We start from the raw sequence: 13,892 nt of genomic DNA, 5'->3' as shown, positions 1-13,892 counted from the left end.
GGGAGTTCCGCGGCGGCGTCAGCCGTCAGCCGTTGGCCAGTGCCTGGACCCGGTCCAGGGCGCCGTTGAACTTGTCGTGGTCGCCGACCGTCGGGCCTGACGAGGTGTACTGCCACATGGTGTAGAAGCCCCAGCCGGCCGGCAGGGTGCCCGGGTCCGAGGCGTAACGGGCTATCCACAGCGGGTTGTTGGCGGCGAAACCGCCGTAGTTGCCGGTGCAGTCGGTCCACCAGCTCGTGGCCGTGTAGATCACGGCGTCCCGGCCCGTGCGGGCCTTGTAGGTGTTCAGGAAGTCGGCGATCCAACTGACCATCGCGCTCGCCGTCTTGCCGTAGCAGGCGGCCCCGTACGGGTTCCACTCGATGTCGAGGGTGCCCGGCAGGGTCCTGCCGTCGCGGGACCAGCCGCCGCCGTGGTCGACGAAGTAGTTGGCCTGGGCGGCGCCGCTCGTGGTGTCCGGGGTGGCGAAGTGGTACGCGCCGCGGATCATGCCCACGTTGTACGAGCCGTTGTACTGCTGGGCGAAGGAGGGGTTCGTGTAGTACGTCCCCTCGGTGGCCTTCGCGTATGCCCACCTGACGCCGCTGCTCCAGAGCGTGGACCAGGCGACGCTGCCCTGGTAGCCGGCCACGTCGACACCCTCGGTCTGGGCGACGGCGGTGTTCCCGCCGGCCGGCGTGCCGCCCCGGCCGTCGTGCTGCACGACGCCCATGCCCATGTGGGCGGAGCCACGGGCGGGCGCGGTGGCGGCGGCGGACGGGAGGGTGAGGAGCAGGGAGAACGCGGCGAGCAGGGTTCCCGCGGCGGTGAGCCGCCGCACGCGGGCCGTTCCGGATCTGTGCACGGACATGACGTGCCTCCGAAGCTCGGTGGTGCTCGGTGGGGGGATGCGGGGCATGTCGGAAGCTACGCACGTAGACCGGAGCCTGGGAAGGGGTCCCGGGGTCTGCCGATGGTCTACGCCTGCGAAATACTGACGGAGCTGCGGTGATGGCGCCGACTGGCGGAAACTTTCAGGAACGGGAAACCTTCAGGCAGGGGCTGACGTGCACGAAGACGGAAACAGCGGCGGACGTGGGGCCGTGTCCGGCGCGTCCCCGAGCGGTGCGGACCGGGAGTTCCTGTCCCTGGAACGCGAACTGACGGTGCTGCTGCGCCGCGCACGGGCCAACCAGGGCGAGATGGCGCGCGAGGTCCATCCGCACCTGGAGCCCGCCGCCTACGGGCTGCTGGTCCGCCTGGAGGAGTGCGGCCGCCAGCGCGCCACGGAGCTCGCCGGGTACATCGGCGTCGGCAAGGCGACCATGTCACGCCAGCTGCACGCCCTGGAGCAACTCGGCCTCGTCGCCCGGGAACCGGACCCCGCCGACGGACGGGCCTGGCTGGTGGCCCTCACCGACGACGGCCGCCGCCGGGTCGGCCAGGTGCGCGAGGCGCGCCGCGCCCGCTACGTCAGCCAGCTCGCCCACTGGGACCGCCGCGAGGTGGCTGAACTGGCCCGTCTGCTGCACGAGTTGAACCAGGTCACGGAGAAGTAGCCGGTCGCGGCGCCCGGCTGGCCGTGATCACGGCTCCACGAACACCACCGTCGCGTCGTCGTGCGTCTTGCTGCGCCGCAGATACGTCCGCTCCTCCTTGTCGGCCGTCTCCAGGGCCCGCACCCGGCCCACCAGCGAGCCCGCCCCCTCCTCGCGCACCAGCCCGAGGCACCCTGCCCAGTCGCCCGCTTGGAACTTCTCCACCCACCGCGCCGACCCGTCCGTCAGCGCGGCCAGCGCGCGGACCCCGGCGCGCGGCACGCTGCCCGTCACGGCGCGGGCGGCCACCGAGGGATCCGCCGCCGCGGTGAAGAAGCCGCCCTCCTTGTTGCGCACGACGGCGTCGATGAGCGCGTCCGTGGCGAGCGACGCCCGGGGCAGCCGGGCCAGCCGGTCGTCCAGGACCGGGGTGACCGACCCGTCGGGGGACTCCAGCAGCAGCACCGAGTCGGACAGCACCAGGTAGTCGACCGCCTCCGCCGACCAGCGGGCCAGAACGACGGTTGCCTGAGGCGTGCGCGGGTGAGAAAGGTCACAGGTCGGAGCGTGCGACTCGGCGGTACGGAGGATGGCTCGCGAAAGAATCTCCGACAGCGTCAGATCTCGGCAGGAAACCGTCAGTTCGGTCAGCGCGCCGCCCAGCCGGGCGGTGAACCAGGAGACCGAATGCGAACACCCCGTCCCGGTCCGCGGCGGCGTCACCCCGTCCAGGACGACGAGGCAACCACCCTGTCCAGACGCGGGTAGTCCGACACTCGCGAAGTCCTCGTTGGGGCAGTCGGGACGGCCGGGCTCCGAAACAACCTCAGTGCGCATCCGGCCAGTCTGCACGAGCCCTTCACAAGCCTTGCGAAAGGGTGGCAACCGTCCGGGAATCGACGAGGCGACGCAGGTCAGCCGCCTGGTTTGGGTGCAATTGGATCGCTCCGGGAAGACGTGGCGGCGAATACTGCCAAAGCCCGCCGCAGACGTCCAACCGGCCCACCTCACCGTGCCCGTGCACACGCCGGAGGAACTTGCCCGCCAACTACCCTCCGGGGTTCACTCCTTCGGGTGGCCGGTCGGACGATGCAGGACCACTGCCCACCGGCACTGGGAGGGTCGGGAACCGATGCAGGTCCCCCCTGCTCGAGCGGAGTCGAGAGCGTGGGTAGGGTGTACGCACCCGTCCGCGCCAGCTGACGGGGCACCACCCGGGCCCATGAGTACACGAGTACAGGAATGCGAGCACCGGTGCAGAAGAAGCGGCCTCGGCGCGCAGGCAAGCAGACGGCCATGGCAGGAGCCCCGGCGCAGACGCCCGGCACGCCCCCCGTCACCCCCGTCGGCAAGGGCCGTCCCACACACGTACGCAACCGGCTGATCGCCGCCGTCGCCGTCGTGGCGGCCGCGGTGGCCGGTGCGGGCGCGCCCTCCTTGATAGCCGCCTCCGGGCAGGTGAACGACACCCAGAACCTGGTGACGCTCGCCGGGCAGACCCAGGACGCGCTCGGCCTCGCCCACTCGCTGGCCGACGAGCGCGACGAGGTCACCTCCTACGTCGCGGCCGGCCGCCCCGGCGCCAAGGCGCCCTCCGAGCAGAGCAGCGCCCGCGTGGACCGCCAGGTCGACGAGCTGCGCGCCGACACCGACACACCCGCCTGGCTGCGCGAGGACCTCGACGGCATCGCCGCCGTGCGCCGCTCAGCGCTCACCGGGAAGAGCACCGCCCTCGAGGTCCACCAGGCCTACTCCGCCGCCATCACCGAGCTGCACAAGCTCGCCGAGCAGCTGGCCGAGCGGATGCCCACACGGGCCGGCGCCGGCGCCCACGCGCTCGCCCAGCTCGACACAGCCGTCCAGCAGGCCGCCGCCACCCGCGGACTGCTGCTCGCGGCACTGAACGTGCCGCACACCACGCAGACCGTCTACGACCCCGTCACCGGCCTGCCCACCCAGACCGCCACCTCCTCGGAGGCCGACACCAAGCAGCGCGACGCCCTGAGCACCGCCGCCCAGCAGGCCCGGCTGCGCTCGGACGCCGCCCTCGCCGGCTTCCGCGACACCGCGCCCAAGGAGGCCCTCGCGGCGTACGACTCCACGGTGAGCGGAGCCGAGGTCGACACCGCGGACAAGTACCTCGCCGCGCTGACCGGGCAGCCCACGCTCTCCGGCAGCGACCTGGCCACCAGCGTCACCAAGGCCGACGCCGCGCTCAGCGCCCGCGTCGACCTGATGCGCGGCGCCGAGTCCTCCCTGTACGACCACCGCACCAAGGACCTGGCGCAGCTCCGCGACGACGACGTCACCGCGCTGGAGATCCGCGTCGCGCTGCTCGGCGGCCTGCTGCTGGTCACCATCGGCATCGCCACCGGACTCGCCCGGACCCTGACCCGGCCGCTCGCGGTGCTGCGCCTGGGCTCGGCGCGGCTGGCCGGAGCGCAGGACCCGGCCACCGAGGAACCCGTCAAGTTCACCGGCCGCAACGACGAGTTCGCGCAGGTCGTCCGCTCGGTCAACACCCTGCACGCGCAGGCCGTCACGCTCACCGAGCGCATCGCCACGCTGGAGACCGACCGCAAGCACCTGGTCGGCCAGCGCCAGAAGATGGCCGACGCCCGTGAGCAGCTGCACGCCGAACTCGCCGACTCCGCCGCTCAGTTGGACCGGATGCGCAGCGGCATAGGCGGCAGCTTCGTCAATCTCGCGCTGCGCACGCTGGGTCTGGTGGAGCGGCAACTCACCGTCATCGAGGGCCTGGAGGACCGGGAGCAGGACCCCGACCGCCTGTCCACCCTCTTCAAGCTCGACCACTTCGCCACGGTGATGCGCCGGCACAGCGAGAACCTGCTGGTGCTGGCCGGCTCCGAGCACGTCCAGCAGCACGCCGGGCCGGTCCCGCTGGTCGACGTCGTACGCGCCGCGGTCAGCGAGATCGAGCGCTACGAGCGCGTCCGTATCGCCGCCCTGCCGCCGCACGCGCATGTCGCGGGCTTCGCGGCGGACGACCTGTCCCACCTGCTGGCCGAACTCCTGGAGAACGCCACCTCGTTCTCCCCGCCCGACCAGCCCGTCGAGGTCTCCGGCTGGCTCCTGGAGAACGGCGAGGTCATGCTCTCCGTCCAGGACGAGGGCATCGGCGTGCCCGAGGAGCGGCTGGCCCGCCTCAACGTCCGGCTCACCGAGTTCGACCCGAAGTCCGCCTACGACGAGGAGGGCGACCAGGGTCTGGGCCTCGGCCTGTACGTCGTGGCCCGCCTCGCCCACCGGCACGGTGTGCGCGTGCAGCTGCGCGAGCAGAAGCAGGGCGGCATCGCGGCTGTCGTGGTCGTCCCCAAGTCCGTGCTGGCGGCCGCGCCCGCCTCCGCCGTCGCGGACTCCGCCCCGGCCCCCGGCGAGACCTCCGCGGTCTCCCAGCCGGGCGCCGCGGCCGAGGCCAACTCCAACGTCCTGCCCACCCGCACCGAGGGCACCGACCCCCTGGTCGCCCTGGCCGAGAAGGCGGTACGCGAGGCAGAGGCGACGGACAAGGACCGTCCCACCGAGACCCCGTCGACGAAGAAGCCGACCCCCGAGGAACTGTCCACCGGAGGCCCGGCCGACGGAGGACCTGCCGCCGAGGGACCGGGCGCCGGAGTGCGGACCGCTGAGGTTCCGACCGCCGGAGGCCCGGCCACCGGAGAGTCGGCTGCCGGGAGACCGGCCGCCGGAGGACCTGCCGCCGACAGAGCGGCGACCGGAGGACTGACCTCCGGAGAGCCCACTGCCGAGGACCCGGCCGCCGGAGAGCCGGTCGCCGAGGGTTCCGTTGGTGGGGACTCGGTGCCGTTGGTCGAGACGACGATGGAGCTTCTGCTTCCGTCACCCGCGGGCGAGCCGGACCCGGCGCGTCCGCACCCCGCGCCCGCCGACGACGAGCGGGCCCCGCAGGCACCGTCCGCACCCGGCCGGGAAACCCCCGCGGCCGGGAGCGAGCCCGAGACCCCGGCGCCGCTCGCGGGCGAAGCCCGCGCCGAGGCCGCCCGCACCACGCTGCCCCCGCAGCAGAACGCCCCCGCCGACGGCGACGCCGAGGCGGAACACCACCGCACCCCCGACGCGGCGGAGGACGAGATCACCGCCAAGGGTCTGCCCAAGCGGACCCCGAGGATCTCCGCCCCCGCCCCGGCCCCGCGCCAGCGCAACGCTTCCGTGGACGCCGAGGCACTCCGGCGCCGCCTGGGCGGCTTCCACCGCGGAGCGCAGGAGGGCTACCGCGAGGCGGAGGCGGAGATCGCCGATCAGAACACGGGGGGCACAGTCGAGGAGGCAAGCAGTTGACCGCGCCCAGTACCTTCGGACTGAGCAGTGAGGCCCGCAACCTGCACTGGCTGCTGACGAACCTCGTCGAGGAGGTCCCCGGCATCGAGTCGGTGGCCGTCGTCTCCTCCGACGGCCTCCTGCTCCTCTCCTCGGACCCCGACCTCCCACACGCTCGAACGAGCTCGCGCGGGGGGACCCCCATCGACAAGGTCCGCCAGGCCGGTGGCAGGCGCACCGGCCCGCGCGGCTCCGCCGCCGACCTCGCCACCATCGTCTCCGGCATCGGCAGCCTCACGCTCGGCGCCGCCAAGCTGATGGACTCCGGCACGGTCAAGCACACGATGGTCGCGATGGACGAGGGCAGCCTGTTCGTCATGTCGATCAGCGACGGGTCCCTGCTCGGCGTGCACGGCTCCGCGGACTGCGACATGAGCGTGGTGGCCTACCACATGGCGCTCTTCGTCGGCCGCGCCGGACACGTCCTGACGCCGGAACTCCGCAGCGAGCTGCGCAAGTCCCTGGAAACCGACGGGAGCACCGAAGGGACGGCCCGATGAGCGGCAGTACGTCCAAACGGCAGCTCCCGGTCCGCGGCGGTGACCGCAAGGCCTCCCGCGTCCGCCCCTACTCGCTCACCGGCGGCCGTACGCGCTTCGGCCACGTGCTCCAGGTGGAGACGTTCGTGGCCGCGCTCGAGGCCCCGGAGGAGCGCAAGGAGCTGACCTGCGGCTCGCTCGCCCACCCGGGCATGCCCGAGGTGCGGGCCATCGTCGAACTGTGCCGCCGGATGCGGACGGTGGCGGAGATCGCCGCGCTGCTGAAGATGCCGCTCGGCGTGGTCCGCGTGCTGCTGAGCGACCTCGCGGACCAGGGAAAGATCCGTGTGTACGGAACCGGAACCGGTCATGGCACGGGCCGGCCGGAACGCGCGCTGCTGGAAAGGGTGCTGAGTGGACTCCGCCGTCTCTGACGCCGCTGTGGGCGTCCCCCCGCTCGCCGAGCCCGACGAGGCCCCGCAGCCCTGGCAGACGGACCGCACCCGCGCCCCGGTCGCCACGAAGATCGTGGTGGCCGGCGGCTTCGGCGTCGGCAAGACCACGCTGGTCACCGCCGTCTCGGAGATCACGCCCCTGCAGACCGAGGCGCTGATGACCGAGGCGAGCGAGGGGACCGACGACCTCACCGACACGCCGGACAAGACGACCACCACGGTCGCCATGGACTACGGCCGGATCACGCTCGACGACGACCTCGTGCTCTACGTGTTCGGCACGCCGGGCCAGCAGCGGTTCTGGTTCATGTGGGACGACCTGGTGCGCGGCGCGATCGGCGCCGTGGTCCTGGCCGACACCCGCCGTCTGAAGGACTGCTTCCCGGCGCTGGACTACTTCGAGAGCTGCGGGCTGCCGTACATCGTCGCCGTCAACCACTTCGAGGGCAGCGAGCAGTTCGACCCGGAGGACGTGCGGGAGGCCCTGTCGATACCCGCACACATACCTGTCATGATCATGGACGCCCGGCGGCGGATCTCGGCCATCGAGACCCTGCTGGCCCTGGTGGCCCACGCGCTCGAGGAGACCCCCGAGGAGTGACCGCACCCGCTCCCCGAGCAGTCCAGCGCGCAGTCCCGAAGCCGTAGGAGGCAGCACCCGTATGCGGAAGATACTCGTCGTGGGGGCCGGGCAGTCCGGTCTCCAGCTGGCCCTCGGACTCCAGTCGCACGGGTACGAGGTCACCCTGATGTCCAACCGGACCGCGGACGAGATCCGCACCGGCAGGGTCATGTCGACGCAGTGCATGTTCCATACGGCCCTCCAGCACGAGCGGGACCTGAAGCTGAACTTCTGGGAGGACCAGGCCCCGGACATCGAGGGCCTCGGCGTCTCGGTCGCCGCCCCCGGCTCCTTCGACCCCGGCCCCTCGCAGCGGGCGATCGACTGGGTGGGCCGGCTCGACGGGTACGCGCAGTCGGTCGACCAGCGGGTGAAGATGGCCGGCTGGATGGAGACGTTCGCCCAGCGCGGCGGCCGGCTCGTCATCCACGGCGCCGCGGTCGGCGACCTGGACTACTTCTCCCGTACGTACGACCTCGTCCTCGTCTCCGCGGGCAAGGGCGAGCTGGTGAAGATGTTCGAGCGGGACGCCTCCCGCTCCCCGTACAGCGAGCCGCAGCGCGCGCTGGCGGTGGCGTACGTGCACGGCCTGGGCACGCGTCCGGAGCACCCGGAGTTCGACGCGGTCCGCTGCAACCTGGTGCCCGGCGTCGGCGAGATGTTCATCATGCCGACGCTCACCCTGTCCGGCCGTGCCGACATCCTGTTCTGGGAGGGCATACCCGGCGGCCCGCTCGACGCCTTCCGGGGGATCAAGGACCCGTCCGAGCACCTGGCCCTGACGCTGGACCTGATGAGGACGTTCCTGCCCTGGGAGTACGCCCGGACCGCCGGCGTCGAGCTCACGGACGCCGGCGGCACGCTCGCAGGCCGCTACGCGCCGACCGTGCGCAAGCCGGTCGGCCGGCTGCCCGGCGGCGGGCTGGTCCTCGGCGTCGCCGACGTCGTCGTCGCCAACGACCCGATCACCGGCCAGGGCTCCAACTCGGCCTCCAAGTGCGCCGCCGCGTACCTGGCCGCCATCCTCGAGCACGGCGACAAGCCGTTCGACGAGACGTGGATGCGGCAGACGTTCGACCGCTACTGGGCCACCGCCCAGCACGTCACGAAGTGGACCAACGCCATGCTGGCCCCGCCGCCGGAGCACGTCCTGAACCTCCTCGGTGCGGCCGGTCAGCTCCAGCCGGTCGCCGACCGCTTCGTGAACTGCTTCGACGACCCGGCCGATCTGGAGAAGTTCTTCTTCGACCCGGACAAGGCCCAGGCCTATCTCGCCGAGGTCTCCGAGGCGTCCGTCGCCTAGTGCTGCGACCGGAAAGGTTCACCGGCTCGCGACGCCCGGCACGGCTCCCCCAAGCTCTTCGAGCAGGGGGGACCCCCAGCCGCGTTGTCGCATCACCCGAGTACATCCAGTACGCGGGCGATGCTCCGCCTTGCGATGTACCGCACCGGACGCCGCGAGCTTTCCGGCAAACCTTCCCGGCCACAGCACTAGAGACGGGCGTGAGGCTTGGTCAGGGCGCCCCGGGGGAGCTCCGGCGGTGTGTACCGCCGCATGGGCTCCCCGCCCGGATCGGGCCGTACGGCGCCCAGCACCGGGTTGGCCGCGACCGGTGAGACCTTCACCCTCTTGCCGGGCCGCGGGGCCTGCACCACCATCCCGTCGCCGAGGTAGAGCGCGACATGCGTGGCCTCGGGGAAGTAGACGACCAGGTCGCCGGGCCTGAGCTCGTGCAGCGGGATGTGTTTCAGCCGCGCCCACTGCTCCTGGCTGGTGCGCGGGATGGGCGTCCCGGCGTGCTCCCAGGCCTGCGAGGTCAGCCCCGAGCAGTCGTACGCCCGCGGCCCCGTGGCGCCCCACTGGTACGGCTTGCCGAGCTGGCGCACGGCGTAGCGCACGGCCTCGTCGCCCTCCCGTGACGGCCTGCGGAGGCCTCTGAGTACCCCGGAGGCCAGGAACGAGCGCTGCGCCGCGGCGGCCCCGTCCGTCTCGGTCCGGGCCAGCGCCGTCACCTGTTCGGCGCTGAGTGAGGCCAGCAGCTTCTCCACGTCGTGCAGCCGTGCCTGGACGTCGTCCCGGGCCTGCTGCTGCCGCTGGGCGAGCGCGACCCGGGTGTCGAGTGTCCTGCGGGCCTTGCCGGCGAGGTCGGCGGCCTTCTTCTCGTTGGTGGTGAGCCGCCTGACCGTCTCGGCCCGCTCCCGCGCCAGCTGCCCGAGCAGATGCCCCTCCGCCAGTGCCTGCTGCGGGTCGGGTGCCAGCAGCAGCCGCAGGTACGGGGAGAGTTCGGTGCTGCTGCCCTGGTACTGCTGAAGGGCCAGCCGTGCCGCCTGCGTGCGGCTGTCGCGCAGGGCGCGCCGGGCGGCGCCGAGGTCGGCGTCGAGGCGGTCGGCCTCGACGCGCTGCCGTTTCAGCCGCTCGGCGCCGGCGTTGTAGGTCTCGGTGGCCTGCTCGGCCTGCCGGTACAGCTTCTGCAGATCCGTCAGCAGCTCGGAGACGGACCGCTGTCCGGGCTCCTGCGGCCCGGGCGCGGCCACGGCGGCCACCGGTACGAGGGCGGCCTGCGCGGCCACCGCCGCCGTACACACCAGACGCGGCACTCGTCCTGACACGTCATCACCTCCCGTGTTGCGGGCGGCGTTTCCGCTCCGCACGTGAGGATTCGACGTATGAACCGACTTTCTGTGCTGTTGGTGCGCCGTACGGCGCAACGACGTCACCCGCCGGTGGTGTCGGGCTCGCCGCCGCCCCGTGGCTCCGGCTTGGACCACGGCCATTTCAGCCGGCCGCCGCTCCTGCCCTCGGGATCGAACTCGTACTTCCACCCCCTGGGCAGTCCCAGGCGCTTGCTGTGCCCGCGCGGCACCCGCCGGTAGACGAGCACGGTCGGCGGGCCGCCGGCGGCGTCCGGCACCGGGATGCGGTAGGTCTTCGGCGGGTTCCCGGTGGGCCCCACCAGCACGGGCAGCACCCGCCCGTCCATCGGGCCGCCCTCGAAGGGGGTGTTTTCGCTCTTCACGGCACCAGTGTCAGCCATCCGCCTGCGCCAGGGCGCGCCCCACCAGCTCGGCGGTCTGCGCGTCCCGGGCGGCGGTCACGGTCAGCACGGCCACGAACTGCTCGACCAGCCAGTCCCGCAGCTCCTCGGCGGGCGGCTGTTTCTCCTCGTCCAGCCAGATCAGGGAGGCGGCCTCCACGGCCGTGATCCACATCCGCACGGTCATGCGCAGCCGGGGGCCGGGGTCCGCGACCTCCAGATGGCTCAGGATCCGCTCGGCGGCGGCCCGGCGCACGCCGTCCACGATGGCCGTCGTCCGGGAGGTCTCCGCCACGCTGCCGCCCTGGAGCAGCGCGGTGAACCCGGCGTCGTGCTGGTCGACGAAGGCCAGGTAACGGTCCAGGGCGCGGGCGAGGCGGGGCAGCGGCGGGCCCTCCTGCGGCTCGTCGAAGCAGTGCCGCAGCTCCTCGGCGGCGGATCGCAGGGCGGCCTCGTACAGCTGCTGCTTGCCGCCCGGGAAGTACCGGTACACCAGCGGCCGCGACACCCCCGCCGCCTCGGCCACGTCGTCCAGCGACACCTCCTCGGGTGCCCGGTGCGCGAAGAGCGACAGCGCCGCGTCGAGCAACTGGGCCCGCCGCTCCTCGACACTGAGGCGGCGGTACGCGGGACTGGACGCGGCAGGGCTCATGACCAGCAGCGTAATCGCCCGCCCCGGCCGCCACCCGGGCCCGCGCTTTTCAGGGCAGGAGGCCCGAGGCCTGCCAGAGGCGGCGGCCCGCTCCGCGCAGTACGCCGATGTCGTCCAGGAAATCCGTCAGACGCCTCGCTCCCGTCCGCATGACCTCCCGCCGGTGGCCGCTCGCCTTCACCTGGGCCATCGCCTCCCGCTTGTCGAGGCCCACGTTCGTGTACACCTCGGGGTTGACGAAGGCGATCGAGAAGACCCGGGCGAACTCGCCCGAGGTGATCCGGGTGAACTCCTGCGACCACCTCGGCGCCGTCACCATCTGCCAGCGCAACTCCTCGCGGGCGTACCGGACATGGCGGGCCTCCTCCACGACGTGGATGCGGGTGACGCCCCGGACGAGCGGCTGCACCCGCTCGTCCGGGAACGTCAGCCGCTGCATCCAGTCCAGGACCTCCTCGCCCAGCAGGGTCGCGGTGAAGGACCCGGGAGTCGTGGAGATCGTCTTGAAGAGCCGGCCGAGGTTCTGGTGCGTCCGGCTCACCGGGTACCAGGGCGTGTCGCCGCGCGCTATCAGGCGGGCGAACATCTTCGAGTGCCGGCACTCGTCCTCGATCTCGGTCAGCGCGTACCGCACGTGCGCGCTCGTGGCCGCCTTGTCGTAGATGTGCCGTACGAGGAGCTGCATGAGGATCAGCTCGAACCAGATGCCGAGGGAGGCGAGCGCCGCGGCCTCGTGCCGGGACAGCAGGATCCGCTGCTCCTCGCCCATCCGCTTCCACAGCGGCGTGCCGTAGAGCGACACCAGCTCCGGCGGCCAGAACCACTTGCCCTCCTCGAAGGGCGCGTCCCAGTCCAGTTCCCTGTCGGGGTCGAAGGAGTGCCTGGCGGAAGAGGCGAGCAGCCGCTCGGCCACCTGCTCCCGGTCCTTGAGCAGGCCGAGCGCGTCGCGCAGGCCCGCGAGCGCGCCGTCTTCCGTCACGGTCGTCATGGCTGTCCCACCTCGTCGTACGGGATGTGGCCGGCTCGGCCGGTTACCCGGCGGTCAGGTTCTCCGTCTCTTATGAGACTGCCTGTCAGCAAGCCCGTCAATGCCTCGCGCACGACTTGTTGACTCAGCGTCTACATGTGAACCTGCGGAGTATGCCGACCTACGACCTGTACGCCAGGAACCCGGGTGACTCGCACTGGCAGGTCCCCGCGACCGGCGCGGCTCGCTTCAGCTGGGAGTACGACAACGGCCGCGACCGCCTCCTCGCCCTCTACCAGAAGGGCAAGGACAAGCAGTGGGACGGGCAGAAGCGGATCGACTGGGACCTGGAGGTGGACCCGTACGATCCGCTCGGCACCCCCGAGGAGGCGATGACCCTCTACGGCACCCCGTACTGGGCGAAGATGACCGACCGGGACAAGGGCGAGCTGCGCCGCCACTTCGCGGCCTGGCAGTTCAGCCAGTTCCTGCACGGCGAGCAGGGCGCGATGATCTGCGCCGCGCGGATCGTGGAGTCCGTGCCCGACCTGGACGCCAAGTTCTACTCCGCGACCCAGACCATGGACGAAGCCCGGCACGCCGAGATCTACGGCCGCTTCCTGCACGAGAAGATCGGGATGCTCTACCCGATCAACGACAACCTCCAGTCCCTCCTCGGCGACACCCTCCGCGACAGCCGCTGGGACATGCCGTACCTGGGCATGCAGGTGCTGATCGAAGGCCTCGCCCTGGCGGCCTTCGGCATGATCCGCGACACCACGAACAAGCCCCTGCCCAAGCAGATCCTCGCCTACGTCATGCAGGACGAGGCCCGGCACGTGGCCTTCGGCCGCATGGCCCTGCGCGACCACTACCGGCAGCTCACCGACGCCGAACTGCGCGAACGCGAGGAATTCGTCATCGAGGGCTGCTACTTGATGCGCGACCGCCTGCGCGGGGTGGAGGTCCTGGAGAACTTCGGCATCCCCAGGGCGGAGGCCGACGAGCTCAGCGAGCGCTCCGAATTCCTCCAGCTCTTCCGCCAGTTGCTCTTCAGCCGCATCGTTCCCTGCGTCAAGGACATCGGCCTGTGGGGCAAACGCCTCCAGCAGGCCTACGTCGACATGGGCGTCTTCGAGATGGGCGACTCCAGCCTGGACCAGCTCATGGCCCAGGACGAGGAGATCGCCGAGAAACTGGACGCGGAACGCTTCGCGGTCGAGGAGCGGGAGCGGGTCGCGGAGGTGGAGGAGGCGATCGAGGAGGGTCAGCGCCTCACCGGCTGATCACCCGGCCCCTCGGGCACCCCGCCGGTCACCGGTACCGCACGCCGGGGCGGGAACGTCGCGCGCAGGGTGAACGCGTACTCGGCCGGACCGTGTTCACGGAGGTGGAGGAGCCGTTCCTCCGCCTCCGCCACCGTGGGACGGTGACCCGCCGGAACCCACCACAGCGCGGTGACCGCCTCCGTCGGCCGCTCGAAGAACTCCCGGCGGCGGGCGAGCATCTCCCGGTGCCGGCCCCGGTACATGTAGGCCGTCAGGGCCTTCGTGTCCCGCCATACCGACATGTTGACGATCAGCCACGCGTCACCGAAGACCGCCACGTCCGTCGCGTTGCCCGAGTCGCTCTTCAGCCGCCAGACGAAACCGTCCGCGGTCTCCGCGTCGGCGTTCACCGGGTCGAGCGCGTCCACGAAGTCCTTCAACCGGGGCGAGTCCAATGGGGCGTTGAGGCGGGAGATGTTGACCTGGGCGAGTTCGTACACCGATGCCGGAGTCGTCATGCCCGAACGTTAGGGCGGCC

Annotated in this window: 14 protein-coding genes; 7 read left to right on the top strand and 7 right to left on the bottom strand. The window is 71.8% G+C overall.

Annotated features, from left to right (window positions below; all coding sequences use genetic code 11):
* Positions 1 to 25: 25 nt before the first annotated feature.
* Positions 26 to 850, bottom strand: coding sequence for a lysozyme (locus tag CG719_RS09560; RefSeq protein WP_100568107.1), 825 nt, complete (start codon positions 848 to 850; stop codon positions 26 to 28).
* A gap of 196 nt (positions 851 to 1,046) precedes the next feature.
* Between CG719_RS09560 and CG719_RS09555 the strand changes: the two genes are divergently transcribed.
* Positions 1,047 to 1,538: a MarR family winged helix-turn-helix transcriptional regulator gene (locus CG719_RS09555; RefSeq protein WP_100568106.1), complete on the top strand. Its 492-nt coding sequence runs from the start codon at positions 1,047 to 1,049 to the stop codon at positions 1,536 to 1,538.
* A 27-nt stretch (positions 1,539 to 1,565) separates the two neighbouring features.
* Here the strand turns inward: CG719_RS09555 and CG719_RS09550 are convergent, their stop codons facing one another.
* Positions 1,566 to 2,354 (bottom strand): protein phosphatase 2C domain-containing protein, encoded by a 789-nt coding sequence (locus CG719_RS09550; protein WP_100568105.1) that lies wholly within the window; start codon positions 2,352 to 2,354, stop codon positions 1,566 to 1,568.
* 459 nt (positions 2,355 to 2,813) lie between these two features.
* Between CG719_RS09550 and CG719_RS09545 the strand changes: the two genes are divergently transcribed.
* The 5 genes from CG719_RS09545 (at position 2,814) to CG719_RS09525 (ending at position 8,735) form a co-directional block, all read left to right on the top strand.
* On the top strand, positions 2,814 to 5,837 hold the full coding sequence (locus CG719_RS09545) for a sensor histidine kinase (RefSeq protein WP_234375497.1): 3,024 nt from the start codon (positions 2,814 to 2,816) through the stop codon (positions 5,835 to 5,837).
* Positions 5,834 to 6,376 carry a roadblock/LC7 domain-containing protein gene (locus CG719_RS09540; RefSeq protein WP_100568103.1) on the top strand — a complete coding sequence of 181 codons (543 nt, stop codon included), beginning with the start codon at positions 5,834 to 5,836 and terminating at the stop codon, positions 6,374 to 6,376. The genes CG719_RS09545 and CG719_RS09540 overlap by 4 nt, the downstream gene beginning before the upstream one ends.
* Positions 6,373 to 6,789, top strand: coding sequence for a DUF742 domain-containing protein (locus CG719_RS09535; protein ID WP_100568102.1), 417 nt, complete (start codon positions 6,373 to 6,375; stop codon positions 6,787 to 6,789). Before CG719_RS09540 ends, CG719_RS09535 begins: the two co-directional genes overlap by 4 nt.
* Positions 6,770 to 7,411, top strand: coding sequence for a GTP-binding protein (locus CG719_RS09530; RefSeq protein WP_100568101.1), 642 nt, complete (start codon positions 6,770 to 6,772; stop codon positions 7,409 to 7,411). The genes CG719_RS09535 and CG719_RS09530 overlap by 20 nt, the downstream gene beginning before the upstream one ends.
* A gap of 61 nt (positions 7,412 to 7,472) precedes the next feature.
* A complete protein-coding gene (locus tag CG719_RS09525) occupies positions 7,473 to 8,735 on the top strand; it encodes a styrene monooxygenase/indole monooxygenase family protein (RefSeq protein ID WP_100568100.1) in 1,263 nt (420 codons plus the stop codon).
* Between the two features lie 188 nt (positions 8,736 to 8,923).
* Here the strand turns inward: CG719_RS09525 and CG719_RS09520 are convergent, their stop codons facing one another.
* From CG719_RS09520 to CG719_RS09505, 4 genes are all read right to left on the bottom strand, one after another.
* Complete coding sequence (locus tag CG719_RS09520; protein ID WP_100568099.1) at positions 8,924 to 10,042, bottom strand: C40 family peptidase; 1,119 nt, start codon at positions 10,040 to 10,042, stop codon at positions 8,924 to 8,926.
* 104 nt (positions 10,043 to 10,146) lie between these two features.
* The gene (locus CG719_RS09515; protein ID WP_199836572.1) at positions 10,147 to 10,467 is read right to left on the bottom strand and encodes a hypothetical protein; all 321 of its coding nucleotides are present in this window, start codon (positions 10,465 to 10,467) and stop codon (positions 10,147 to 10,149) included.
* The gene (locus CG719_RS09510) at positions 10,460 to 11,119 is read right to left on the bottom strand and encodes a TetR/AcrR family transcriptional regulator (RefSeq protein WP_100568097.1); all 660 of its coding nucleotides are present in this window, start codon (positions 11,117 to 11,119) and stop codon (positions 10,460 to 10,462) included. The genes CG719_RS09515 and CG719_RS09510 overlap by 8 nt, the downstream gene beginning before the upstream one ends.
* A gap of 49 nt (positions 11,120 to 11,168) precedes the next feature.
* Positions 11,169 to 12,107, bottom strand: coding sequence for an AurF N-oxygenase family protein (locus CG719_RS09505; protein WP_100568096.1), 939 nt, complete (start codon positions 12,105 to 12,107; stop codon positions 11,169 to 11,171).
* Between the two features lie 152 nt (positions 12,108 to 12,259).
* On the opposite strand from CG719_RS09505, the gene CG719_RS09500 reads away from it, so the two are divergent.
* Positions 12,260 to 13,372 carry a ferritin-like domain-containing protein gene (locus tag CG719_RS09500; RefSeq protein WP_100568095.1) on the top strand — a complete coding sequence of 371 codons (1,113 nt, stop codon included), beginning with the start codon at positions 12,260 to 12,262 and terminating at the stop codon, positions 13,370 to 13,372.
* Here CG719_RS09500 and CG719_RS09495 read toward each other — a convergent pair.
* The gene (locus CG719_RS09495; protein WP_100568094.1) at positions 13,354 to 13,872 is read right to left on the bottom strand and encodes a DUF3291 domain-containing protein; all 519 of its coding nucleotides are present in this window, start codon (positions 13,870 to 13,872) and stop codon (positions 13,354 to 13,356) included. The two genes, CG719_RS09500 and CG719_RS09495, sit on opposite strands and share 19 nt — an antisense overlap.
* Positions 13,873 to 13,892 lie beyond the last annotated feature (20 nt).

The sequence above is a fragment of the Streptomyces sp. CB01373 genome, from assembly GCF_002803075.1.
Lineage (GTDB): Bacteria > Actinomycetota > Actinomycetes > Streptomycetales > Streptomycetaceae > Streptomyces.
Note: the sequence above shows the minus strand (reverse complement) of the source record. Positions and strands in the feature narration are given on the sequence as shown.